Raw genomic sequence first — 25252 nt, 5'->3', positions numbered from 1 at the left:
TATTGTAGAAGTAAAGCTACTATTTTGTTTGTGTAAATCTTTTTGCAGTTGTTTTTAGGTAAGGGGGAGTGTAACTGTGAAGGTTGTCCCTCTTCCTTCCTTGCTCTCCACACTAATATGCCCGTGCAAATTTTCCACGAGATGCTTCACAATTGCGAGGCCCAAACCTGTTCCACCTGAATCGCGGCTGCGGGCTTTGTCTACGCGATAAAACCGCTCAAAGATACGCGTGAGCTCCTTTTCCGGAATGCCAATCCCGGTATCCATGACTTGTATAGTGATGTTTTCGCTGTCTGCTTCTGTCTTGATGCTGATTTTTCCACCTTCTTGCGTGTAGGCGATCGCATTCGTCAACAGATTCAGGATGATCTGCTGCAAGCAATCCTTATCGGTCATCAGCCAAATATCTGGCTTCGGTGAAGGGAGCGTGATCGTCAATTCCTTGCGCTGTGCCTGGTCATGCATAATGGCAACTGCTGAACTGATCAAATCCTGTAAGTGAACCTGACCCAGATGCAATGGGATTCGCTTTTGCTCGATTTTGGAGAGATCCAAGATATCGCGTATCATTCGGTAGAGCCGCTCGCTCTCATCCGAGATGATTTGCAGGAAATTGCGACATGTTTCCTCGTCCTGCATCGCGCCTTCAAGCAAGGTCTCCGTGAAGCCCTTGATCGAGGTAATCGGCGTACGTAGCTCATGCGATACGTTTGCTACGAATTCACTGCGCATCTTCTCCAAGCGACGAATGTCCGTGATGTCATGCAGTACCACGACTACACCCCTCGACTCCCCCTTGAAGTTGATATAGGGAGCAAAATTCACGTCAAGAATGCGTTCCTGCGGGTAATAGATGTGTACCTCTTGACGAAACTTCTCGCTTCTGTCGAGGCACCTGTCGATGTATTGGCTAAGCCCAAAGCTTTTGCCTGCCTCGATATGCAGCTTGCCTACGATCTCATGGCCAGCAGTCCCCAACAGCTTTTCAACGGCTGGATTGACCAGCATGATCCGACGTTGCTCTGAAATGAAGATTACGCCACTCGTCATATTAGTCAGCACCCCTGCCAGGCGCTGCTGATTCTCCGAGATTTCGTACATCTGCTGCTCCAGGCTCGATGCCATGAAGTTGATCGCGCCTGCAAGCTGACCGATCTCATCCTTTGCTTTGATTCTCACACGGCTCTCATATTGGCGCTGTGTAATGTTGCGGGCTACCCGGGTGATCTCCTCGATCGGACGAATAATGGAAAAGGAAATGCGGGAAACGACAATCGATCCGACTACCAAGGTAACCAATAAACCAGTGAGTAAGCTGTACCACATTTTGTGGATCGTATCGGTAATATCTTTCATTGACATCGCTGAACGAACAACACCGAATATTTCGTTGTTCAGTTCAACAGGTACTGCAACGTACATCATGTCATAGCCGAGCGTCTCACTGAAACGGCGGGAAATCCCTGTTTCTCCTTGTAACGCTGCCTTCATCTCTGGTCGGTCATGGTGGTTTTCCATCTCTTCCGAATGGGAGGAGTTGTCGTACATCACTTGACCATCCTTGTCGATAATGGTGATCCGTACTTCATCTGCTGGCGCTACTTGTTTAACCCGATCCTCTAACGTCGCCTTATCAGAAAAGACGTCCGGGAATCGGACCGCCTGAGCGATGAGCTTCGACTCGCGAGACAATAGCTCATTCAGTGATTGGAGGTAGGAATTCTCAAGCACTTTGGCAAAATACATGCCCATCACCAATAGTACGAGAGAGATTAAACCCAAAATAGTCAAAGTGAGTTTGATTCGAAAGCGAGTCAAGGTAAATCCTCCGTTATCCTTCCAGTTTGTATCCTAATCCGCGAACTGTTTTAATGTATTTCGGGTTCTTCGTGTCATCCTCAAGCTTTTCGCGCAAATGGCTGACATGAACGTCCACAATTCGAGAGTCCCCGATGAAATCGTAGTTCCAAACAGCGTTCAACAATTGATCGCGCGTCAGTACACGCCCTTGGTGGCTCGCTAAATAGTTGAGCAGCTCGAATTCCTTTGGCGTCAGCTCGACCTTGACGTCTTTACAGAACACCTCGTACTTCTCCGGGTAAATGCGAATATCTCCGAATTGGAGCAACACCTCTTGATGCCCTGTAGTTGCTTCTGGCGTGTTCTGAAACCGCCGCAGAATGGCTTTCACGCGAGCAATTACTTCTCTCGGGCTAAAAGGCTTTGTCAAATAATCATCGGCACCAAGCTCAAGCCCCAAAATCTTGTCGAGCTCATCATCTTTCGCTGTAAGCATCAAGATCGGCGTATTATTGCGTTCTTGGCGCAAGGTTTTGCATACGTCCATTCCATCCATCTTGGGAAGCATCAAATCAAGAATGATAAAATCAGGCTGCTCGCTTTTAACTACTTCCAAGGCCTGTTTACCGTCAAAAGCAGTTACGACCTGAAATCCTGATTTTTCAAGATTAAATTGCAATAGCTTTACAATAGAAGCTTCGTCATCCACTACCAATACTTTGATCATCTGTCTGTTTCCCCCTAGCGTTGCAATGCTTGCGCTCGATTTTCTATCCTACGTCCCCTGAAAAATACTTCTCTCTACAATACTCAGTCTGCCAATGCTGATTGCGGAAAACAAGTAATTTTTTTGTAAAGACATGCTGTTCGTACATAGAACTTAGTGGCTTGGCAATAGTATTCCTCTTTTAGGTAAAGGTACTATATTAAAAATGCCTTCAAACTGTAGTGGTCGGGAGAAGCCCTGCCACATGTTTTCCAGTCGCCTGTATCCTCTCTGCGTTCGGGCGGTCTCCTTCCAAACATGTGACAGTGCTTTCGGACAGCTGTAGATGTATATATTGCTTTTACAACGTTTTGCAAGTGGGCTCAGTGAAGTTTTCTAGAGTTTAAAATCACATCCCTTTTTCATTGAGCGCTTTTAAAAAAACTGAAAAGCATCGTGGAAGAAGCGAATTTCCAGTCCAAGCGCCTCTGGAGCCCAGCTCAGCTCCGGAATAAATGGCGGGGAATTTCAGCTTCACTTATGAAATCCTCCCTCGAAACTTCTACGTTTGAAGCGCTCCCGCCATTTATTCCGGGGCGGACAGTCATACCCCTTGCGGGGCGTAGGCCGAAGCGTAGACTGGAAATTCGCTTCTTCCACCACCACAGCAACTTTAATAAAAAAGACGCCTTCCCAAAGAAAGGCGTCTTACATGTATTGATCTTATTTCAAAACAGCCATTACGCTGCGTACGGAGTCAGCAGATTTGTCGAGAGCTGCTTTCTCTTCGGCAGTCAGATCCAATTCGATCACTTTCTCGATCCCGTTTGTGCCGAGCAGAGTCGGTACTCCCAGGTAGAGATCGTTGTAGCCGTATTCTCCTTGCAGAAGAGCGATGGATGGTAGAATGCGTTTTTTGTCCTTGAGGATGGCTTCGGCCATTTGTACCAAGGAAGCCGCAGGTGCGTAGTAAGCGGAACCGTTCCCCAAAAGGTTTACGATCTCGCCGCCGCCCTTGCGGGTACGCTCTACGATCGCATCCAAACGGTCTTTCGGGATTAATTTTTCCAATGGAATACCACCAGCATAAGAGTAGCGAACCAAAGGAACCATGTCATCACCGTGACCACCCAGAACGAAGCCCGTTACGTCTTCTACAGATACGTTCAACTCCATAGCCACGAAGGTACGGAAACGAGCTGTGTCCAGAACGCCGGATTGACCGATTACGCGCTCTTTCGGGAAGCCCGACGTTTTGAAGAAGGTGTACGTCATCGCGTCAACTGGGTTGGACAATACGAGCACGATAGAGTTAGGTGCATATGTTTTTACTTGCTCTGCAACAGATTTCATAATGCCAGCATTCGTGTTAACCAAGTCATCGCGGGACATGCCAGGCTTGCGGGCAATACCAGCTGTGATGATGACGAGATCAGCATCTTTGATGTCTTCATAGTTGGCAGTACCTGTGATGCTTGCATCAAAGCCTAATACTGGCGCGGATTCCATCATGTCGAGCGCTTTACCTTTTGTTGGGTTTTCCAGTTGCGGAATGTCAACCAATACGATGTCGCCCAGTTCTTTTTGCCCCAAAATGAATGCAGTTGTTGCACCAGTGAAGCCACTACCGATAACAGCGATTTTTTTACGGTTGAATGCCATGAACTATTCCCCTCCAAAAATGTAAGTGTAAAAATTTGTACCCAAATCTATCTTACATGTTTTGAATCAGAGCGTCAGCAAACTCGGAGCATTTCAGTTCTTTTGCGCCTTCCATCAGACGAGCGAAATCGTATGTTACTGTTTTCGCAGAGATGGTTTTTTCCATGGAGTTGATGATCAGATCAGCTGCTTCGTTCCAGCCCAGGTGACGCAGCATCATTTCTCCGGACAGGATCACGGAGGATGGGTTTACTTTGTCCAGACCAGCGTATTTCGGAGCTGTACCATGAGTTGCTTCGAAGATCGCATGACCAGTCAGGTAGTTGATGTTTGCACCTGGAGCGATACCGATACCGCCTACTTGTGCAGCCAATGCATCAGATACATAGTCACCGTTCAAGTTGAGTGTTGCTACTACGTCGTACTCAGCTGGACGAGTCAGGATTTGTTGCAGGAACGCGTCAGCGATAACATCTTTCACGATGATTTTGCCAGCTGCTTCTGCTTCTTTTTGTGCTTTGTCAGCGTCGCCGCCTTCAGCTTTGATACGATCGTATTGTGCCCAAGTGAATACTTTGTCGCCGAATTCTGCTTCAGCTACTGCATATCCCCAAGTTTTGAAAGCACCTTCCGTGAACTTCATGATGTTACCTTTGTGTACGAGGGTAACGGATTTGCGGTTGTTCTCGATCGCATAGTTGATCGCTGCACGAACCAGACGCTCTGTACCATCTTTGGAAACAGGCTTGATACCGATACCAGAAGTTTCTGGGAAGCGGATTTTCTTCACGCCCATTTCGTTTTGCAGGAAGTCGATTACTTTTTTCACTTCTGGAGTACCTTCAGCCCACTCTACGCCAGCGTAGATGTCTTCAGTGTTCTCACGGAAGATTACCATGTCAGTCAATTCAGGATGTTTCACTGGGGATGGAACACCATCGAAGTATTGAACAGGACGTACGCAAGCATACAGATCCAGCTCTTGACGCAGTGCTACGTTGATAGAACGGATACCGCCGCCTACTGGCGTAGTCAAAGGACCTTTGATTGCGATCAGGTATTCACGAACAGCAGTCAGCGTATCTTCTGGTAGCCACTCGCTGTATTGGTTGAAGGATTTTTCACCTGCGAATACTTCGAACCAAGCGATTTTTTTCTCGCCCTTGTAAGCTTTTTCTACAGCTGCATCCAGAACGCGAACAGAAGCTTTCCAAATGTCAGGGCCAGTACCGTCACCCTCGATGAAAGGAATGACTGGATTGTTTGGAACTACCAATTTACCGTTATCCACAGTAATTTTTTCGCCTACAGTTGGTTGCGTCAGGTTTTTAAACACAAAAAATCCCTCCAGTGTTATATATATTCGGTGATTATGAATATTTCCAGACGTAGGAGAACTACCACTCACTTGTGGTAGTTCTCAAGCTTGCGCTCAGGAGCGATCAGCCTGGCTGACCACCTGCCCTCCACGCTCGAAAATAGCGAGTTCTTAGCGGCGGTCAATTGGAACGTAGTGTTGGTTGACCGGACCGGTGTAATCCGCGCGAGGACGGATCAGGCGATTATTTTCATACTGTTCCATGATGTGTGCTGTCCAACCGGACATACGGCTGATAGCAAAAATCGGTGTGAACAGGTCCGTTTCGAGGCCAAGTGAAATGTAAACAGATGCGGAGTAGAAGTCAACGTTTGGCTTCAATCCTTTTTCACCGGAAATCATTTCATCGATCTTCACAGACATCTCAAACAGCTCAGGGCGACCGATTTGCGCGGTCAGTGCTTTGGACATTTCTTTCAGCCATTTCGCACGTGGGTCACCATCTTTGTATACACGGTGTCCGAAGCCCATGATTTTTTCCTTGTTATCCAGCTTGGTGCGGATGTAGGATTCTACATTAGCCATACCGCCGATTTCGTTCAGCATTTTCGCTACTGCTTCATTAGCGCCACCATGCAGAGGGCCTTTGAGCGTACCAATTGCAGACACGATACCGGAATAAATATCAGTCAGAGTTGCAACAGTTACGCGAGCAGAGAATGTAGATGCGTTAAACTCATGGTCAGCATGCAGGATCAGAGCAACGTCAAACGCTTTTACTGCTGTTTCTGTTGGCTCCTGGCCTGTGAGCATGTAGAGGAAGTTTTGTGCAATCGTGAAATCTGCACGTGGAGCTACTGGCTCCAAACCTTTACGCATACGCTCGTAAGCAGCGATCAAGGTAGGAGTTTGTGCCATCAGACGGATCGATTTCCGATAGTTGGCTTCTGGAGACATATCTTGCGCTTCTGTGTCGTAGAGCGCTAACGAAGAGACAGCTGTGCGCAACGCCGCCATTGGGTGTACGCCTTTTGGATAGTGGCGAACGCTTTCCAGCACTTCTTTGGCCACTGCTGCATTTTCACCCAATTGTTTTTTCAAAGCGTCCAGCTGATCACGCTTCGGTAACGCTCCATGCCAGAGCAAATATACAACCTCTTCAAAAGTTGCATGTTCTGCCAGCTCATCGATGTTGATCCCGCCATAGCAAAGAACTCCATCGACGATCGAACAGATAGATGATTGAGCGGCAACAACGCCTTCAAGTCCACGAGTAGTTGTCATAGAACTCCCTCTCCTTTTCCACTCAAGTAGTAGTGCTTATCTAGTCTTCGCTTGTCCGCCATGACTGATAAACGGCCTGATCAAGTTCAAAATAGACGACTTTTTGAATATCCTATCTATGAAATTGTAAGCAGCGGTTTCTTTCATCCACCACTCTTGACAGGGAATGTATCCACGCAAATCCTCACAAGGTCGTACATGAAAATGACGCTCGTGTAAGGGGAGAGGCGAGAGAAAAGAATCCACTAAGACGACCCAATTATAAAAGATTATTGCGATTTTGTGAATAAGGTTAGCGAAAAAATGTTTCGAAGGGTGAAACGGAGTTTTGTTTTTTCGCGTTCTTGCTCCACCTATGAGGCATGCTGCATAATAGAAACATCAGTATTATGTTCGCACCTTCGCGGCGGAAAGGAGAAATCGTTTGAATCAGGAAAACTGGGTAGAGCGCCTCTTTCAAATCATTCGCTTGTTATGGGTCTGCCAGCTTGTCTATGTAGGGATTTGGGTATTCCAACACGCAACACCTTTACTGTACCCATTTATAATCGCTTTACTCATTGCGCTCATCATCAACAAACCCGTTACGTTTATGACCAGTAAGTTCCGGATTCCCCGCTGGCTTTCGGTCATTATCGCGCTCTTGGTTTTGATACTGCTCGCTGGCGGAGTGGCCACACTGATCATCACGGAAACGGTCGTGGAAATCGGAGAGCTGGCCAAGCGTTTGCCAGTCGTTGCACAGGAGCTGGCCCATTATTTGCAAACTACAATTTCTCAAGACTTTTTAATGGGACTGTACAATCAGATTCAGTGGTTTTATGCTCAGCTTGATCAAGGATACCAAGAGAAGCTCGCCAGTACGGTAGGCAGTGCAATCTCGACCATCACGAATGTCGGGCAGAACTTGATCGTCAAATTCCTGGATGGATTGAAAAACCTGCTTCTCTCACTCCCTAATATGGCAACAGTTTCCGTTATTTCCATCATGGGTGCCTTCTTTATCTCTAAAGATTTTTCCCTTTGGGAAGCGAGGGCTCGTCGTCTTTTGCCAACTGGGGTAAACAGCCGTCTCGATCAAATTTTCATCGATTTGCGCAATGCCTTGTTCGGATTCGTCAAGGCGCAGTTGACCCTCATCTCCTTAACCGCTGCCATCGTCATCATTGGCCTGTTGGTCATGCGTGTCGAGTACGCGATTACGATTGGCTTGATCACGGGCTTGGTCGATCTCTTGCCTTATCTTGGGACTGGGACCGTCTTTGTTCCTTGGATCATCTACATGTTTTTCAAAGGCAATTACACGATGGTCATTGGCTTATCCATTTTGTACGGGGTCGTCTTGATTTTCCGTCAAATTATCGAACCAAAAGTCGTTGCCGAAAACGTCGGTCTCGACCCGCTCCTCACGCTAGTCGCGCTGTTTGTTGGTCTCCAGCTATTCGGATTCCTGGGCTTGATCATTGGACCTGTTTCACTCGTCATGATCAACGCTTTGGTAAAAGCCAACGTCTTCGTAGATGTATGGGGCTACATCCGTGGGAGGAAAACCTGACCTCATGTAAAAAGAACCGCTTGCGAGCAGCTTGTACGTAGCTCGGAGCGGTTCTTTTTCATAAAGAATATTTGTATTAGCGTCGGAAAAACAATTGAACACGACCAGACGAGATAAGGTTCCACAGCCAGCGCTTTAATAGATGACGAATGATCATCCGTGTGTACGGAATGAGGAAGACCAGTCCAATCACATCCGTGACGAATCCAGGCAACAAGAGCAAAATGCCACCGATCAGGATCAAGACACCATCGATAAGCGAATCCGTAGGCATTTGGCCACGCGACAACTGGTGTTGGACCATGCGGAATACTTGCATCCCTTGCTGCTTCGCAAGCCAAGCACCCAAGATCCCCGTGAGAATGACCAGCACGACTGTATTCCAGCCGCCGATCCACGATCCAATGGTAATAAGCCCCCAAAGCTCTAAACCAAACGCAACGACAAATAGAATGGCAAAAAAGCGGAACATGCCTATTCCCCTCCTTTATGTTGGGAGTCCAACCAATCATAGATGTCAGGTACCGCTCGCGACAAGCGAATCGGCTTCAATGCTGTGTTGGTAAATACATGCATCGTCTCACCTAACACCAACAGCTGTTGGTCAGGCAATCTAACAATCTCGTAAGCAAATGTGAGACGGACAGGACTGATTTCTTTTACACGTGTGCGTATTTCTACCTCGTCGTCATAGCGAGCGGGCTGTTTGTAAGAGATGTTCGCATCTGTGACAGGCAGAAGTACGCCTTTTTCCTCTAGCTCACGATAGGTGATTCCCGCATGGCGAATCAGTTCTGTTCTTCCTACTTCAAACCAGTTCAAATAATTCGTATGGTAGACCACACCCATTTGATCGGTTTCGCCATAGCGGACACGCAATCGATGGGAATGAATAAACGGAGTCATTTTGGATCGCTCCTTTCTCTATAGGATGATTGTACCATAGTACCCCTATGTGGCTGTAGTGGTGGGGAGGAAACAGGAGAAAACGCTCAGATTCTAGGGCCACCCACTGGGGGATTGACTGCACGACTCCATGCAAAAAGCGAAACCGCGTCCAAAGTGGTCCTTTCAGGATGTGTTTTCAGAGGTGGACGCTTAAGGGCGTGTTTCGCTTTTTGCATTGCGTCTCGGTCGGCGTCCCTAAGATCTTCGCTTTTTTCTCCTGTTTCCTCTACCAGCTTTCCCTGTTTAAACGGGCTTTTAAAGATTTAAAAGAACGAAGAAATACCATCAGTCACGACAGAGAAGAATATTTCCAGACGTAGCGACTTGTGGAGTCCTACCGAGCGGAGAAGGGATTGGCGGGCAACAGAAACGCAACCGTGCCCACGCGGCGTAGCGGCTACTACTTTTGCGTTTCCCCGCGAATCCCTTCGGAGCGGACAGTCCCAGCCCTCAGTAGGACGGAGCCTGGAGCCTAGACTGGAAATATTCTTCTCCCCACCATAGCCACATACATAAGACCCTCAAGTTGTTGCTGTAGTAGTGGGGAGGAAACAGGAGAAAACGCTCAGATTCTAGGTCCACCCATTGGGGGATTGACTGCACGACTCCATGCAAAAAGCGAAACCGCGTCCAAAGTGGTCCTTTCAGGATGTGTTTTCAGAGGTGGACGCTTAAGAGCGTGTTTCGCTTTTTGCATTACGTCTCGGTCGGTGTACCAAAGATCTTCGCTTTTTTCTCCTGTTTCCTCTACGAGCTTTCCCGTGTTTAAATGAGCTTTTAAGGATTTAAAAGAACGAAGAAATACCATCAGTCACGACAGAGAAGAATATTTCCAGACGTAGCGACTTGTGGAGTCCTACCGAGCGGAGAAGGGATTGGCGGGCAACAGAAACGCAACCGTGCCAACGCGGCGTAGCGGCTACCACTTTTGCGTTTCCCCGCGAATCCCTTCGGAGCGGACAGTCCCAGCCCTCAGCAGGACGGAGCCTGGAGCCTAGACTGGAAATATTCTTCTCTCCCCTACAGCCACATAAAAAAACAGAGGCAGACTGATTTTCTCAGTCTGCCTCTTATTATTCAGATCGCTTAACGAATCGGGCAAGCTCCGCCTTCGCAAGATTCAGCGGTGGACAGGTCAGCCTCGCCGCCAGTTTCATACTGCTGCAAAATCGCAGGATCAAATGGCTTCATGGAATGCTTCAATGCCTCGTACTGTTCTTTGGTGCACTCTTCATATGGAGCCAATTGGTAGTTTCCGCCATCCAATTGCAAGAAGGATACCCCTACGAAATTATCCCAGTTATCGTAAACGATGTCTTCTACTTCTGCCCACTCTTCCTTGCGTACCGTAATGGTGTTCGAAGAGTTATGCTCCGTATATTCTTTCTGGAAACGGAAGTACGTATCGAATTGGCGCTTTGCACTTACTTCGTTCTTCGTTTCTTCTGCACCTGATGCTACAGGGAAATCGATTACGAGTGTACGTGCATTTGCCATGCGCTCTTCATACGTTTCGCCTGGTGTTCCTACCTCTGGGTTGACTGTCCAGCCAAGATTTTGTACCGCTTTTGCCAATGGATCCTCAGCATTGATACGAATGCGGCGGATGTAGTACGGCGAATGGGACCAGTGCAGACCGCTGGAGACACCACCAGCTACTTGAGACAGCGTACCTTCCGGCTTCACGGTCGTTACCAAGAGTGGAGAGTTCACACGCAGCTCATACGCATAACGGTTCGCCTCGTCACGAGCAGCATCGCCCAGCTGGCGCAGCAGTTCGAGCTCTTGCTCTTCTGTATAGCCAAGGGATGCCAGCGCATCCTTCACACCAGTAAGGGAAGTCCCGAGCAAACGGTCACGCTGTTGAACGGTATCCCAATGCGGCAGCTCCAACGTTACCAGCGTCATGCGCAGTCCAGCGCGAGCAGATTTACGTTGTGCTTCCAGCAAGCCATCGAGATCCAGATACTTGGAACTATCCCCGCGATCCTTCACGAATTCAACCAGATTGACTGTCGTCAGGTTGCAGACGCCATAAGAGTCGAGCAGGATTTCTGCACAAGGGTTCAAGCCCTCTGCATTTGGACGACGACGGTTTGCTTCTTCCAGGTTGATGAAGCCTGGTTCGCCTTCCAATTGCATCAAGGTGAACACGAGGTTCAAGAATGGTTTGGTCGGTTGTTTGGTAAAAGCGATGGAGTTGTTGGACATGCGGCGGTGATCCAGACCAACGCGTCCGTCCCCTACATTTTGGATGGTGTCAAACCATACAGGCTTGTGCTCTCCCAACAGCTCGCCTACACGACGGTGATGGTTCAGCTGATCCTCCGTCCAGAAGCCATTGATGCCGTATTTTGCAAGCATGCACTCGTAGTCATCGTGATCAAACAGGAAAATTTCCGCTGTACGGCGCACGCCACCTACTACGACGTTTGCTCCGATGAGGTTTCCAATGTCAAGGATATGTATCGGACGGATTTTACCGTATCCTTTTTCATCACTCTCGATTGGTGCCAAATGCTGGTCGATTTGGTTTTTCAACACTTTATCGATTCCTTCAAACATTTCACGAAGCGGCTCATGACCACTAGCCGTACCGCCAAAGCGCTTCAGTCGCTCGCCTTTCGGACGCACGCTGTTATAAGAGATTTTCACGGTGTGAATGTGTTCGTAAGTGGAATCTGTCAAAATTTGCAGGTAGAGACGGAGGGATTCTACCCAGCCTTCTTTACTATCGCCCACATAAATTTTGGCAAAGCCGTTATCCAGTACATTCAGTTCAGAACGCTCTAGGCGCTGATGCTTTGGCAGCGGTCTGTATTCAGAAGAAAGCAGCGAAACATTCGTGCGAATCGGGCCCAGTCCAGCAGCCATTTCCTTCGTACATTTGAAGCCTACGCCAGTTCCTACCAAGAGAAGGTAGAACAAATCGCCCAAGTCATCCCAAGACTTGATGTTCAGGAAGGAGCAGTTGAAGTTTGCCAACGGATACAAATCCGCTACACCATTGTCTGCACCACCAACCCACAAGGTACGGCCAGACAAAAACTGGCGAAGGTTGAACATGTTGTCAAACAAGCCTTCTGCCTCTTTTTCCATTGCGCGGGAATCGGCGTTCATTCCGATTTTGTTCAAATGCTGATAAGCCAGCTTAATATTGTAATCCACCGAGCGGCGGCAAGTTTCTTTCCACGTTTCCCGTCTTCCTTTTTCCGGCACAAAGCGAGAATAAGTACGGTAGTAAACAAATTGTCCCAGAGGACTCATATGGTTCGGAAAATCAGGGTATTGATCTAAGAATTCATCCCGCAAAAATTGAGTTCGGGATACGGTTTCGGTCGCCAGCATATCGTTCCTCCTTCAAATCTATCCTCTCTAGTTTAACTATCTTTATCTGTAAAACTCAATAGCTTTACCTATATATTGTGCGAAATAATTTTCGACAATACTAGATGTTGTGTTTACCCTAAAAAAAACACTTGACACAAAATCCCGAACATTGGACGTACAGAAGGGCAGTTTTATGTTCAGCCTTTTCCTGGCAACGAGCGCTACAACATCCATTCTGGCATGTTTTGGAAACCCCGAACGTATGGATTTCATCCGTTCTGACACAAAGCCACCGACCGATTTTAACAGATTCCCACTCGCTTTGCATCACCTAATAATCACCGTTATCTGGTAAAACTTATCAGGTAGTTCGTCGGCTAATCCTTTTTACACCAAGCCAAAAAGGGTGACCCTTTGGTCACCCTTCAGAGGTACTCTCCATTAAAGATGAGTAGTTTTACCTACAGAATCCGTGCGTGTCCTGAGTAAATATGCCCGCGCTCGGAATCCACTGTAACGATTTGTCCATCCTTCAATACATCCGTAGCAAATTGCACTCCTACGATGACTGGAACGCCGAGATTCAGGCCTACGATAGCTGCGTGAGAGGTAAGTCCGCCCTCTTCGCAAATCACCGCTCCTGCCTTGCCAAACGCTTCGATCATATCGGAGTCCGTACCGATGGTTACCAGGATTGCTCCTTCTTCTACCTTTGCCAGTGCCTCTTCAGCTGATCTAGCAATCACTACCTTGTTTGTGACAACTTTGCGGCCGATACCTTGTCCTTTTGCTACCACATCGCCAATGACGTGGATTTTCATCAGGTTCGTTGTCCCAACTTCACGCACAGGCACGCCTGCTGTGATCACAACGAGATCGCCATGACGAACGAAGCCTGCATCAAGCGCCTCTTGAACAGACATCTCCAGCATTTCATCGGTTGTATTCGCCATTTCGCCCTTCACTGGATACACGCCATTTACGAGTGCAAGACGGCGAATAATCGCCTCATGCGGTGTTACAGCCACGATTGGTGCTTTCGGACGGAACTTTGATACCATGCGAGCAGTGTGTCCGCTTTCGGTCGCTGTAATAATTGCTGCAGCGTCCAGATCCAATGCTGCATTGGATACAGCTTGGCTGATCGCATCCGTAATCGTCACTTGTTTAAGCTGTGCTTGTGCATACAAGATTTCACGATAATTCAGCTCTTGCTCTGCACGTACAGCGATCCGCACCATGGTCTCGACAGACTCAACCGGATATTTACCGGCAGCCGTCTCTCCGGAGAGCATGATTGCGTCTGTCCCATCGAAAATGGCGTTCGCAACGTCACTTGCTTCCGCACGTGTTGGACGTGGGTTGCGCTGCATAGAATCAAGCATTTGTGTTGCCGTAATGACTGGCTTCGCGAGTTCGTTACATTTTTTGATCAGCTTCTTTTGAACAAGCGGTACTTCTTCTGCCGGAATCTCTACGCCCAAATCACCACGCGCAACCATGATTCCATCTGTTACTACCAGAATATCGTCTACGTTATCGACGCCTTCCTGGTTTTCAATTTTCGCGATAATATCGATACGCACGTTATGGCGCTCCAGAATTTGGCGAATCTCCAAGATATCCGATGCTTTTCGGACGAAGGAAGCCGCGATGAAATCGACTCCTTGTTCAATACCGAATTCGATATCCTGCGCATCCTTTTCTGTGATACCTGGCAAGTTGATTTTAACACCAGGAACATTTACGCCTTTTTTGCTCTTCAGTGTTCCACCGTTTTTGATCAAGCAGATGATTTCGGTGCCACGCACTTCTTGTACAGTCAACCCGATCAAGCCGTCGTCGATCAAGATCGTATCGTCGATTTTCACATCACGTGGCAATTCCGGATACGTAATGGAGACGCGCTCTGCGGTACCCGCTACTTCCTCCGTGGTGAGGATCAGCGTATTTCCTTCTACGAGCTCGACTGCATCTACTGCCAGCGTACCCGTGCGAATTTCAGGACCTTTTGTATCCAACAGGATTGCAACGGGTTTCCCGGTTTCTTTTGATGCCTGACGAATGTTTACGATTCGCGCCGCATGCTCCTCGTGGGAACCGTGCGAGAAATTCAAACGGGCTACGTTCATTCCTGCTTCAATTAGTTTCTTCAGCGTTTCAACCGATTCACTCGCTGGTCCGATGGTACATACAATTTTTGCTTTCCTTAACATAGGATGTAGGCCTCCTCGACACTCGTAAAAACTGTCAGTTTTATATAGATAGCGTGCGCGCCAATTGATAAATGGATAAATCCAATTGATGCTTTTTCGCCAATGCTTCCTGAAAATCAACATCAACGATCTGGTTGTTTTGAACCCCAACCATTCGGTCCTGCTTGCCTTCCAGCAACAAATCGACAGCTGCGGCACCCATTCGGCTCGCCAGCATTCGGTCCATCGCAGTAGGGGAACCACCACGTTGAATATGACCCAGTACCGTCACGCGAGTCTCCCAGCCTGTCTCTTTCGTGATCGCTTCGGCGTAAGAAGCGGCACTTCCTACCCCTTCCGCCACAATGATGATGGAATGCTTTTTACCACGGCGTTGTCCAGCATGCAAACGTTCAATAATATCGTCCATATCCTGCGACGCTTCTGGGATCATAATGGACTCGGCACCAGCTGCAAGCCCTGCCCACAATGCCAGATCGCCAGCATCTCGCCCCATTACTTCAATAATGTACGTGCGTTCATGCGAGGTGGCCGTATCGCGGATTTTATCGATCGCTTCCACTACGGTATTCAATGCCGTATCAAACCCGATCGTGAAATCGGTGCATGGAATATCATTATCAATCGTACCCGGTACGCCAATAGTCGGGAAACCTTTTTCGGTTAGCTTCTGTGCACCGCGAAACGACCCGTCTCCCCCAATGACAATCAGACCCTCAATTTCATGAGCACGTAATTGTTCCACCGCTCTTTGCTGTCCGGCTTCCGTCTTGAACGCCTCACTGCGAGCGGAGTAGAGAATGGTTCCTCCCCGTTGGATAATATCCCCAACAGAGCCTAGAGACATCTCCTTGATATCTCCCCTCATCAGCCCTTCGTATCCGTGGTAAACCCCAAACATTTGTACCTCGTGAAAATGAGCACGACGTACAGCCGCACGGACGGCGGCATTCATTCCAGGAGAATCTCCACCGCTAGTGAGAACTGCAAGTTTCCGCATGGAATCCACCTCTCCAATCGTATCGTCTTTAGCATGTCATTTAACGGAAACAGTATGTACCATACTTTGTATGAAACATGCTGTATCACTCAAATCCTCATATCTGTTATACACTCAAAAGATATGTGCCATACTTTTTGAAAGCTCTGATAACTCTTTCATTCGACTTCGATTGTAGCAGATTTTCCTCAGAGAAAAAAGAAAAAAACGCCCCCTGTTTCTTACAGGGAGGCGAATTGTCCGATCTGTTTAAACTTCTCGTAACGTTCCTGTATCAATTCATCTGGAGTTAAACGGCCCAGCTGTTCTAGTTGTTCCGCGATGACCGCCTTGACCATTCCTGCCTGCGCGATCAAATCACGATGGGCTCCTCCGAATGGTTCATCAATAATTCCGTCAATGACTCCTAATTCCAACAAATCAGGTGCCGTAATTTTCATCGTCTCCGCTGCACGCATACCCAAGCTGGAATCTCTCCAGAGAATCGCTGCTGCACTCTCTGGTGCAATCACGGAGTAATAGGAATTCTCCAACATATAGATACGGTTACCTACGCTGATCGCCAGGGCTCCACCGCTTCCGCCTTCCCCGATGACGATACAAATAATTGGCACGCCAAATGTCGCCATTTCACGCAGATTGCGGGCAATCGCTTCGCTCTGACCGCGCTCTTCTGCCGCTTTTCCAGGATATGCCCCTGATGTATTAATAAAGCAGATGATCGGGCGACCGAATTTATCCGCCTGCTGCATAATGCGCAATGCCTTCCGGTAGCCTTCAGGATGAGCCATCCCGAAATTACGCTTGATGTTGTCTTTTGTGTCTTTCCCTTTTTGGTGACCGATGACCGTAACCGGACGTCCATCCAGCTTGGCAATTCCACCCACAATCGAATGGTCGTCTCCGAACAGACGGTCTCCATGAACCTCGATAAAATCAGTAAAAAGTAGTTGTATATAGTCCAAAGTCGTTGGCCGTTCCGGATGACGAGCCAGCTGTACGCGTTGCCATGGAGTCAAATTGCCGTAGATTTGCGCAGCAAGCTCTTTTGATTTTTGTTCGAGACGCTGTACTTCTTCGGAGAAGTCAATTCCCTTTTCTTCAGTAAAACGGCGCAATTCCTTAATCTTATCTTGTAATTCTACTAATGGCTTTTCAAAGGAGAGCTCGCCTGCCATGTTTCTACTCCTTCCCGAGACGTGTGCATCTCTACCAGTTTGGACAGTGTATTTCGCATGTCCTTACGGTGTACCACCATATCGAGCTGCCCGTTTTTTAACAAGAATTCCGCTGTTTGGAAGTCTTTTGGCAACTCCTGACGGATCGTTTGCTCAATGACTCGACGCCCAGCAAAACCGATCATAGCACCTGGTTCTGCAATATTGTAATCTCCCAACGAAGAAAAGCTGGCTGATACCCCACCATATGTAGGATTCGTCATGACCGAGACAAACAGTAAGCGTTCGCGATCCAATCGAGACAACGCTGCGCTGGTTTTCGCCATTTGCATCAGGCTCAATACGCCCTCTTGCATGCGTGCTCCACCAGATGCACTGAACAGAATGAAAGGCAAACGCCGTTCGATCGCTTGCTCAATTGCACGCGTGATTTTTTCCCCGACGACCGAGCCCATGCTCGCCATACGGAAACGAGAATCCATGACCCCAATCACAATGCGGTTCCCACCTAGGAAACCTTCGCCTGTAATGATTGCCTCGTTCAAATTGGTGTTGGCCATATCTTGCTCCAGTTTTTCCAAATAACCAGGAAAACCGAGTGGATTGGCTGTTATCAAATTGGCATCAAATTCTTCTCTCAGAACCCCATCATCCAGAAGCGCTTGCAGGCGCTCAGGAGCGGACATGGAATAATGGAACTGGCAGCCTTTGCAGACGCGCAAGTTCTTCTCCAAATCCTTCGAGTAGTGAATCGTCCCACAATGTGGGCATTTATTCATCAATCCCTCAGGGACTTCCTTTTCTTTCGTACCCGCTTCCTTGCTAATGTCGGTGGAAGCAGGGACACGTGCTAGTGTCTCAGAAGGAACTGTAGCGAATTTGCGCTTTTTCCCAAAAAGATCTTTAAGCACAGGTAACCCACCTTTCTCTTCAGTGAAGGATCGTGCCGAGTACATCCCGGACTTCGTTTAGTTCGCTCTCAGGCACGAGAATCTCGTATTGCTTGGAGACCTTGCCTTCGCGAATTTTTACCAAAAATCCTTCATCTGTCAAACGTTGCTGTATCCGTTCTGCAATTCTAGCGCTAGGAGCGATGTAGATGACCGTCCACATGCTGGCTTCCTCCTCAATCGTCCAATACAGGTCTGCATCATCATATCACAGCGCCAGCGCCCCTCGCAAATTAGGGGAAAACTATAGCTTACTGTTCTCCAAATGCTTTTTCATTCTCTCTAATGCCACGTTCACATCGCCTTCGCGAATGGCTTCCATAATCTGTCGATGCTCTACGAGTGCTGCACTCGCTCTACCTTCGCGCGACAGTGATTCAATACGAATACTGTTGCTGTACTCAACCAAAGGCGTCCAGATGCGATGCAGAATCGAGTTACGGCTGGAGCGACATATGACACGATGAAACTGATAGTCTTCCTCCGCAGGTACCTCGCCTCTTGCTACTCTTTCCTCTGCAATGGCCAGGATGCGTTCCATTTCATCAAAATGCTTGTCAGTCGCCCGTCTACAGGCTAGGCGGACAGCATCCAGCTCTAGCATTCGCCGCATTTCGATCAAGTCCTTCTTGGTTTTCGTATCCCGTAGGATAAAAAAGCCAAGAATATCGATCAGCCGATTGTGTCGGTAATGCTTGAGGAAGGTGCCTTCCCCGCGACGCGTCTCAATGAGTCCGAGCAGCTCCAGAGCCCGAAGAGCCTCGCGTACAGAGGAACGTCCTGCTCCCAGTTGCTCGGACAGCTCCCGCTCAGACGGCAGCTTGTCCCCGGGCCGCAAGTTTTGCTCCTGAATGATTTCATGAAGTTGCAGGAGAATTCCTTCGTAAACCTTTCGATCTTGAGAAGAGTCGAGCACGATTTTCCTCCTTACTCGTACGTTCAACGAGGAGCACCCTCCACGTTTGTAAAATACCTACGTTTTTTCGCGGAGGGTGTCATCGGTGCCTCGATAAAGAGTATTTTACGCTTCTTGGTAAGAGATAGCTGTCAATTTCATTGTTTTTTGTTTTACTTCTTCCGGATCAACTGTGATGCGAGCAACACCCGTTTCCATCGCTGCTTTTGCTACTGCCGCAGCTACGTTTGGCGCTACACGTGGATCGAATGCGGAAGGAATTACTTTATCCGCAGTAAGCTCTTCTGGCGTGATCAGGTCTGCGATTGCATATACAGCAGCCAGCTTCATTTCTTCGTTGATCTCCGTTGCACGTACATCCAAAGCACCACGGAAGATTCCCGGGAATGCCAGTACGTTGTTTACTTGGTTCGGGAAGTCGGAACGGCCTGTACCGATTACTGCCGCACCTGCTTCTTTTGCCTCTTGCGGCATGATTTCTGGTACTGGGTTTGCCATAGCGAAAATGATTGGATCGCGGTTCATCGAACGAACCATGTCCTGGGTAACAGCACCAGCTACGGATACACCGACGAATACGTCAGCGCCCTTCATGGCATCAGCCAAGTCACCTTGCAGCATGCTGCGGTTTGTAATTTTTGCCATTTGTTCCTTCACTGGGTTCATACCGAACGGACGGCCTTCGTACACGATTCCTTTTGTATCAACCATGATCACTTCTTTCACGCCCATGGAAATCAAAAGCTTCATGATCGCGATACCAGCTGCACCTGCACCGTTTGCTACTACGCGGATATCTTCCAGCTTTTTGTCCACCACGCGCAGAGCATTGATCAGACCTGCCGCTGTAACGATTGCTGTACCGTGTTGGTCATCGTGGAAAATCGGGATGTTTGTTTCGCGCTTCAGACGCTCTTCGATTTCGAAGCATGCAGGAGCTGCGATGTCTTCCAAGTTCACGCCACCAAAAGTAGGCTCGAGCAGTTTTACTGTCTCTACGATTTTATCTACATCTGTTGTATTCAAGCAGATCGGGAATGCATCTACGCCTGCGAAGGATTTGAACAAAACTGCTTTCCCTTCCATAACCGGCATTGCTGCTTCTGGTCCAATATTTCCGAGACCCAGTACAGCAGTACCGTCGCTGACTACTGCAACCAGATTGCCTTTCATCGTGTAATCGTAGACTTTGGACTTGTCATCAAAGATATCTTTGCAAGGTTCAGCAACCCCTGGAGAATAGGCAAGACTCAGATCGTAAGCATTACGAACGGGTACCTTGGTCACTGCCTCCAATTTTCCTTGATGTTTTCTGTGAAGCTCCAGTGCTTCTTCTCTCAGGTTGGACATGAGATCCCACTCCATTTCACGATAATAGTTTCTATGATGGCTTGTAGGCAGTAAAAATGCCTGGGTTATTCCAAGTGGTCTGACCACTCATTGAGTTATGCTCTCAATATAATAAAAATCTGTTCTCCTGTAAACCTGCCGAAAACGGCGAAAAAGGGAGGACATTCCTCATCCTCCCCAATTTATAGGCATTTCTTTCCGAATTACGCTGTCAGGCCCCACAATTTCTCGCGCTTGCTCCAAAAATGACTCATCTACGACTACCCAATTTGCTTCTGGCAGGCGAATTGTCTGTCTTTTTCCTTCGTAGAAAAGGATAACGGGAATCGTTCCTTTTTTTTCGACAAACAAGCGTGAAAGTTTTTGCAGCGTCGAATCGTGCTCTTGCTCTGCCGATATTTTGACAAACAATACAGTCTCAGACTTCGGCTGCGGCAGCGTTTGTGCATCCCAGACACGAGAAGCCAAGAGCTTAACCATGTCTTCCTGGTGATCGACTCGGGCTTCTGCCACAATGATTTGTTCGCGCTCGAGCAGTTGTGCATATTTCGCATACACCTGCGGGAAAACGACCAGCTCTACTGGTGCCGTTTTGTCCTCTAGCGTAATAAATGCCATCGGGTCCCCTTTTTTCGTTTGGATGCGTCTGGCTTCCGTTATCATTCCAAATACTTTTACCGTCTTGTCGCGCGGCACATCCCCCAACGAAGAGATCACTGTTACTTCCGGGCGACTTGCGACATGGGCAAACTGATCAAGTGGATGACCGGAGATGTATACCCCGATCAAATCCCGCTCCTCTTTTAATTGCTGCGTATGTGAGAGTGGCGGTACCTCGGGATATTCTGCTGGCTCCCGCAAAGGTGCCGCATCTTCTTCTCCCGCAAAAAGATTGAGCTGGTTGGCGTCACGCTCGATTCTCTTGTTGTTTGCCTTCCCTACCGCTTCATCCAGCAATAGCAAAAGCTGATTGCGATGTCCTGGCAACGAGTCCAGTGCGCCGCATAAAGTGAGCGACTCTACTACTCGACGATTGACTAATCGTGCATCCACGCGCGCACAAAAATCAAAGACGTCACGATACGGTCTGCCTTTGCGCTCTTTCACGATCGATTCAATGGCACCGTATCCGACGTTTTTCACTGCAGCCAAACCAAAGCGAATCGCATCCTGCTCCACTGTAAAGAAGGCCAAGCTCTTATTCACGTCAGGTCCGAGTACGGTAAGCTGTAGTCGCCGCGCTTCCTCCGTGTATTCGGCAATTCTCGTTTGGCTGCCAATGGACAAGGAGAGCAGCGCTGCCATGAACGCAAGCGGATAAGTTGCTTTCAAATAGGCCATCTGATAGGCGATGATTGCATAAGCAACCGAGTGGGCTTTGTTGAAGCCGTAATCGGCAAAGCGCACGATCAAATCGTAAACTTGATTGCCCAGCTCATCTCCGTAACCTTGCCGGACGCAACCAGCCACGAACTTCTCCCGCTGCTCCGCCAATAGCTCCCGTTTCTTTTTCCCGACTGCTCGGCGCAAAATATCTGCCTCACCAAGACTGAAGCCTGCCAGTGTCGAGGAAATCTGCATGATTTGCTCCTGATAAATCATAAAGCCGTGTGTCTCACGCAAAATCGGCTCGAGAACAGGATGAGCGTACTGTACTTTGCTAGTCCCGTGTTTGGCGGCGATATACTGCGGGATGATCTCCATCGGCCCCGGACGATACAATGCGAGAACCGCAATGATGTCATCAAGGCTGCTCGGCTTCAAATCTCGCAGCACATTGCGCATCCCTGAGGATTCCAGTTGAAAAATGCCGGTTGTCTCCCCACGGGAGAGCATGCGGAATGTTTTCTCATCGTCTGTCGGCAGCTTATCCAGATCAAGCGATATTCCCTGCTCCTGCAAATGACGCAAGGTCTCCTGAATGATTGTCAAATTGCGCAAGCCGAGGAAGTCCATCTTCAACAGACCGACTTCTTCGAGAATTTCCATCGGATATTGAGTAAGCGCCAAGCCTTCATTGCCCGTCTGTAATGGGACGTAATTCGTCAGCGGTTCACGCGAAATGACGACACCCGCCGCATGTGTAGAGGCGTGACGCGGCAAACCTTCTACACCCCTTGCCGTTTCGATCAGTTGCGCTGCCTGTTTGTTTTCCGCGCATAGCTTGCCGATATCCGGGTTGATCTGCATGGCTCGTTCAATCGTCATGCCTGGAGATTGCGGAATCATTTTGGCAACGCGATCCACGATGCCCAAAGACAAGCCTAGCGCCCGCCCAACATCACGCACCGCTGCACGAGCCGCCATCGTACCAAAGGTAATGATCTGGGCGACGCGATCATGACCGTACTTGCTCGCTACATAGTGAATGACTTCGTCACGGCGCTCTACGGAAAAATCGATATCAATATCGGGCATCGTCACCCGCTCCGGGTTGAGAAAGCGTTCAAAGAGCAACTGAAAGCGAAGGGGATCGACATTCGTGATTTTCAAAACGTACGCGACCAGACTACCTGCCGCAGATCCTCGTCCAGGTCCGGTCGGAATCCCGTTTTCGTGAGCATACCGCATGAAATCCCAAACAATCAGGAAGTAATCGGTGAAGCCCGTTCCTGTAATGATCGCCAGCTCGTGATCCAGACGCGCTTGTGCCTCTGGCGTAATCTCGCCGTATCGCTCCAGGCAGCCTTTTTCACACAGTTCACGCAAATACTGCGTCGAATCTTGTCCCTCTGCCAAGGGAAATTCCGGCAAAATATGCGCGCCAAAGGTAAGGTCCAGCTTGCACCTGTCTGCAACAGCTACCGTATTCGCTAACGCCTGTGGAGCAAAAGCAAAGAGCGCCGCCATTTCCTCAGCGCTTTTCAAATAGTACTGATCCGTCTCGTAACGAAAACGGTTTTCTTCGCCAATGGTCTTGCCTTCTTTGATCGCCAACAAGATATCATGCTGCTGGTGATCCTCTCTGTGGATGTAGTGAACGTTGTTGGTCGCAATCAGCGGAATCCCCGTCTCCTGACTTAGTTTCACGAGACGAGTATTCAGCCTGCGCTCCACTTCCAATCCGTGATCAGCCAGTTCCAAATAAAAATGCTGTTCACCAAACATTCGCTGATACCGGAGGGCTGCTTCTTTGGCAGTGTCCGCTTCTCCAGCCAGTAACAGCTTGGCTACTTCCCCTTGCTGACAGCCGCTCAGTGCAATGAGGCCGTCCGTATGCTTTGCCAACACCTCTTTGTTGAGACGTGGAAGGATATAGTTGCCATCTGTATTCGCGATTGTTGCCAACCTCAGGAGATTGCGGTAACCCGTTTCATTTTCAGCGAGAACGATCAGATGACTAGGCGGCGGTGCATTTCGCACGCGATCTTGAAGATTCCCCTCTATTACGTATAATTCCATCCCGATAATCGGTCGGATGCCTGCCTCCAGACAAGCTTTATAAAACGGGATTGCCCCGTACAAGTTGGCATGATCTGTCATTGCCAGTGCATGCATGCCCAATTCGCTGGCTCGCTTCACTAGCGTATCGATACGTGCTGCTCCATCCAGCAGACTATACTCCGTATGAACATGCAAATGGACAAAGGAGGTCATGATATTACCCCTCTCACTTTTCACGATTGAAACTTTCTCCCTTACATTATACCGGAAGTATAACGTATACGGATGATAAGAACAAACGTTCCTACCTGTATTTGACCGTTATCCCCTGATTTTGGTAGGATGGGTAATACCAGAATGGCTAGAAAGGATGAATCCATCTATGTGGTCTGCCTTTTACATGACCGGTGTTCTCGCCTCCCTAGTAGCCAGTGTCTACTATAGTATCCATGCGCGCAGGCGAGGCATCCATCCGCTTGAATCCCGTATGTTGCTGGGGAAAATGAATGTGTCATTGGGGATACTCGTCTCTTTGTTCGGTATCAATCAGTTTACTTTTGATTCTCTCGATACGCTCCGCATTGTCGTTGCGTTGATCATGCTGATTGTAGGGGTTATGAATTTATTTTTGGGAACTCGCAATTATTTCCGTTATCGTACGGCTTGGCAGGCAGAATTGAAAAAAGGGGTATAAAAAAAGGCATGGGAACAGCTTTACGTTCCGCATGCCTTTTTCATTTTTGGGAAAGGATGACTGGAAATACTTTTCCTCTATTCCCAGCCGTTTATCATACAAACTTGCTAGAGCTCTCGCTATAATGAGTTTGTGTGACATTCTATTGCTTCGACAACCTGAGCGGCAGTGCCGAAGGTTGTCCTTTTTTCTGTTCGAGTCAGGAGGAAACAATTCCCATTATTGCAGGTCTTCGGCTTTTGCCCACATTTCCTCTGGGTTCAGCTCGTAGATCCCCTCTTCCCGATACATATAATGATTCATAATGAATTCCCGGCGAATCGTTGCGTAATCCTCATGGAACTGACGGATATACTCGTTGATCTCCGGTTCTTTGTACTTGCGCCCTTTTTCTAAACCGCGCACCATGTATTCAAAGACGATCAGCTTTTTCTTACGCTGGGACGGGATTTGTTTCAGCTTGCCATCTGGAGTAATGAAGCTGCGAATAACCTGCATTTTTTCGGCTGCCATCTGGTGCCTCCTCTGAACATGTAAGGTGTCTTCTGCAAATAACTCCTCTACTGACGTATCCTTTGCTTTTTCCATGACATTCACGATAGCCTGCGACTGTCGTTTTACATTGGCTTCATGCAGGTAAAAGTAAATGGTGTTTTTATCACGACGTTCGTAAACAACACCTGCTTCTCGAAGCTTTGCCATATGATGTGTGATGGTCGGAGGTGTCACGCCGAGCTTGCCTGCCAACGCCTGTCCATGTAGGGGGCCGTTTGCCAATATTGCGAGAATGCGTATGCGCGTGGGGTCTCCGAGTGCTTTGTAAAAGGTGACGAGTTGGTCTAATTGCAAGTGGGACACTCCTTTCTTCGTTTACTCAATCTAATTAGATGATATCCTAATTAGATGATAAGTTACATTCCTTGCCCTGTCAATTCATGGTTGACAAAGCTCCACGGAAAAG

Annotated in this window: 19 protein-coding genes; 2 read left to right on the top strand and 17 right to left on the bottom strand. The window is 48.4% G+C overall.

Translation table 11 applies throughout. From position 1 onward, the window contains the following. Positions 1 to 54 precede the first annotated feature (54 nt). From pnpS to citZ, 5 genes are all read right to left on the bottom strand, one after another. Complete coding sequence (pnpS, locus tag BBR47_RS07320; RefSeq protein WP_012685120.1) at positions 55 to 1818, bottom strand: two-component system histidine kinase PnpS; 1764 nt, start codon at positions 1816 to 1818, stop codon at positions 55 to 57. Positions 1819 to 1831: 13 nt separating this feature from the next. Further along, positions 1832 to 2527: a response regulator transcription factor gene (locus tag BBR47_RS07315; protein ID WP_012685119.1), complete on the bottom strand. Its 696-nt coding sequence runs from the start codon at positions 2525 to 2527 to the stop codon at positions 1832 to 1834. Between the two features lie 702 nt (positions 2528 to 3229). Beyond that, complete coding sequence (mdh, locus tag BBR47_RS07310; protein ID WP_012685117.1) at positions 3230 to 4168, bottom strand: malate dehydrogenase; 939 nt, start codon at positions 4166 to 4168, stop codon at positions 3230 to 3232. Between the two features lie 52 nt (positions 4169 to 4220). After that, positions 4221 to 5504, bottom strand: a complete 1284-nt coding sequence (gene icd, locus BBR47_RS07305; protein ID WP_012685116.1) for an NADP-dependent isocitrate dehydrogenase — start codon at positions 5502 to 5504, stop codon at positions 4221 to 4223. A gap of 153 nt (positions 5505 to 5657) precedes the next feature. After that, the gene (gene citZ / locus BBR47_RS07300) at positions 5658 to 6770 is read right to left on the bottom strand and encodes a citrate synthase (protein ID WP_012685115.1); all 1113 of its coding nucleotides are present in this window, start codon (positions 6768 to 6770) and stop codon (positions 5658 to 5660) included. A 424-nt stretch (positions 6771 to 7194) separates the two neighbouring features. On the opposite strand from citZ, the gene ytvI reads away from it, so the two are divergent. After that, positions 7195 to 8325, top strand: a complete 1131-nt coding sequence (gene ytvI / locus BBR47_RS07295; protein ID WP_012685114.1) for a sporulation integral membrane protein YtvI — start codon at positions 7195 to 7197, stop codon at positions 8323 to 8325. A 76-nt stretch (positions 8326 to 8401) separates the two neighbouring features. Here ytvI and BBR47_RS07290 read toward each other — a convergent pair whose 3' ends face one another. The 11 genes from BBR47_RS07290 to BBR47_RS07240 form a co-directional block, all read right to left on the bottom strand. Next, entirely contained in the window at positions 8402 to 8797 is a 396-nt protein-coding gene (locus BBR47_RS07290; RefSeq protein ID WP_012685113.1) for an FxsA family protein, read from the bottom strand. Positions 8798 to 8799: 2 nt separating this feature from the next. After that, positions 8800 to 9231: an acyl-CoA thioesterase gene (locus BBR47_RS07285; RefSeq protein WP_012685112.1), complete on the bottom strand. Its 432-nt coding sequence runs from the start codon at positions 9229 to 9231 to the stop codon at positions 8800 to 8802. Between the two features lie 1128 nt (positions 9232 to 10359). Continuing rightward, entirely contained in the window at positions 10360 to 12621 is a 2262-nt protein-coding gene (gene nrdJ / locus BBR47_RS07280) for a ribonucleoside-triphosphate reductase, adenosylcobalamin-dependent (RefSeq protein WP_012685111.1), read from the bottom strand. Between the two features lie 443 nt (positions 12622 to 13064). Continuing rightward, positions 13065 to 14819, bottom strand: a complete 1755-nt coding sequence (gene pyk, locus BBR47_RS07275; RefSeq protein WP_012685110.1) for a pyruvate kinase — start codon at positions 14817 to 14819, stop codon at positions 13065 to 13067. Positions 14820 to 14859: 40 nt separating this feature from the next. Continuing rightward, on the bottom strand, positions 14860 to 15819 hold the full coding sequence (pfkA, locus tag BBR47_RS07270) for a 6-phosphofructokinase (RefSeq protein ID WP_012685109.1): 960 nt from the start codon (positions 15817 to 15819) through the stop codon (positions 14860 to 14862). Between the two features lie 221 nt (positions 15820 to 16040). After that, positions 16041 to 16997 (bottom strand): acetyl-CoA carboxylase carboxyl transferase subunit alpha, encoded by a 957-nt coding sequence (gene accA / locus BBR47_RS07265; RefSeq protein WP_012685108.1) that lies wholly within the window; start codon positions 16995 to 16997, stop codon positions 16041 to 16043. Next, complete coding sequence (gene accD, locus BBR47_RS07260; RefSeq protein ID WP_012685107.1) at positions 16964 to 17908, bottom strand: acetyl-CoA carboxylase, carboxyltransferase subunit beta; 945 nt, start codon at positions 17906 to 17908, stop codon at positions 16964 to 16966. Before accD ends, accA begins: the two co-directional genes overlap by 34 nt. Positions 17909 to 17927: 19 nt before the next feature. Continuing rightward, positions 17928 to 18110: a hypothetical protein gene (locus BBR47_RS07255; protein WP_012685106.1), complete on the bottom strand. Its 183-nt coding sequence runs from the start codon at positions 18108 to 18110 to the stop codon at positions 17928 to 17930. A gap of 81 nt (positions 18111 to 18191) precedes the next feature. After that, positions 18192 to 18863, bottom strand: coding sequence for a FadR/GntR family transcriptional regulator (locus BBR47_RS07250; RefSeq protein ID WP_012685105.1), 672 nt, complete (start codon positions 18861 to 18863; stop codon positions 18192 to 18194). Positions 18864 to 18968: 105 nt separating this feature from the next. After that, a complete protein-coding gene (locus BBR47_RS07245) occupies positions 18969 to 20213 on the bottom strand; it encodes an NAD(P)-dependent malic enzyme (protein ID WP_012685104.1) in 1245 nt (414 codons plus the stop codon). A gap of 168 nt (positions 20214 to 20381) precedes the next feature. Further along, on the bottom strand, positions 20382 to 23810 hold the full coding sequence (locus tag BBR47_RS07240) for a DNA polymerase III subunit alpha (RefSeq protein ID WP_012685103.1): 3429 nt from the start codon (positions 23808 to 23810) through the stop codon (positions 20382 to 20384). A gap of 169 nt (positions 23811 to 23979) precedes the next feature. Here BBR47_RS07240 and BBR47_RS07235 point away from each other — a divergent pair, with 169 nt between their 5' ends. Continuing rightward, positions 23980 to 24291, top strand: coding sequence for a YtpI family protein (locus BBR47_RS07235; RefSeq protein ID WP_012685102.1), 312 nt, complete (start codon positions 23980 to 23982; stop codon positions 24289 to 24291). Between the two features lie 219 nt (positions 24292 to 24510). On the opposite strand, the gene BBR47_RS07230 is transcribed toward BBR47_RS07235, so the two are convergent. Then, the gene (locus tag BBR47_RS07230; RefSeq protein ID WP_012685101.1) at positions 24511 to 25140 is read right to left on the bottom strand and encodes a metalloregulator ArsR/SmtB family transcription factor; all 630 of its coding nucleotides are present in this window, start codon (positions 25138 to 25140) and stop codon (positions 24511 to 24513) included. Between the last annotated feature and the right edge of the window lie 112 nt (positions 25141 to 25252).

This window comes from Brevibacillus brevis NBRC 100599 (genome assembly GCF_000010165.1).
Lineage (GTDB): Bacteria > Bacillota > Bacilli > Brevibacillales > Brevibacillaceae > Brevibacillus > Brevibacillus brevis_D.
The sequence above is the reverse complement of the archived record's forward strand: the minus strand, read 5'-3'. Positions and strand labels throughout refer to the sequence as shown.

Bases quoted from the DNA above. Each gene is read 5' to 3' on its own strand.
- BBR47_RS07315 (WP_012685119.1), bottom strand. From the start codon at position 2,527: ATGATCAAAGTATTGGTAGTGGATGACGAAGCTTCTATTGTAAAGCTA.
- mdh (WP_012685117.1), bottom strand. From the start codon at position 4,168: ATGGCATTCAACCGTAAAAAAATCGCTGTTATCGGTAGTGGCTTCACT.
- citZ (WP_012685115.1), bottom strand. From the start codon at position 6,770: ATGACAACTACTCGTGGACTTGAAGGCGTTGTTGCCGCTCAATCATCT.
- BBR47_RS07290 (WP_012685113.1), bottom strand. From the start codon at position 8,797: ATGTTCCGCTTTTTTGCCATTCTATTTGTCGTTGCGTTTGGTTTAGAG.
- BBR47_RS07285 (WP_012685112.1), bottom strand. From the start codon at position 9,231: ATGACTCCGTTTATTCATTCCCATCGATTGCGTGTCCGCTATGGCGAA.
- nrdJ (WP_012685111.1), bottom strand. From the start codon at position 12,621: ATGCTGGCGACCGAAACCGTATCCCGAACTCAATTTTTGCGGGATGAA.
- pyk (WP_012685110.1), bottom strand. From the start codon at position 14,819: ATGTTAAGGAAAGCAAAAATTGTATGTACCATCGGACCAGCGAGTGAA.
- pfkA (WP_012685109.1), bottom strand. From the start codon at position 15,819: ATGCGGAAACTTGCAGTTCTCACTAGCGGTGGAGATTCTCCTGGAATG.
- accA (WP_012685108.1), bottom strand. From the start codon at position 16,997: ATGGCAGGCGAGCTCTCCTTTGAAAAGCCATTAGTAGAATTACAAGAT.
- BBR47_RS07255 (WP_012685106.1), bottom strand. From the start codon at position 18,110: ATGTGGACGGTCATCTACATCGCTCCTAGCGCTAGAATTGCAGAACGG.
- BBR47_RS07245 (WP_012685104.1), bottom strand. From the start codon at position 20,213: ATGTCCAACCTGAGAGAAGAAGCACTGGAGCTTCACAGAAAACATCAA.
- BBR47_RS07240 (WP_012685103.1), bottom strand. From the start codon at position 23,810: ATGACCTCCTTTGTCCATTTGCATGTTCATACGGAGTATAGTCTGCTG.
- BBR47_RS07235 (WP_012685102.1), top strand. From the start codon at position 23,980: ATGTGGTCTGCCTTTTACATGACCGGTGTTCTCGCCTCCCTAGTAGCC.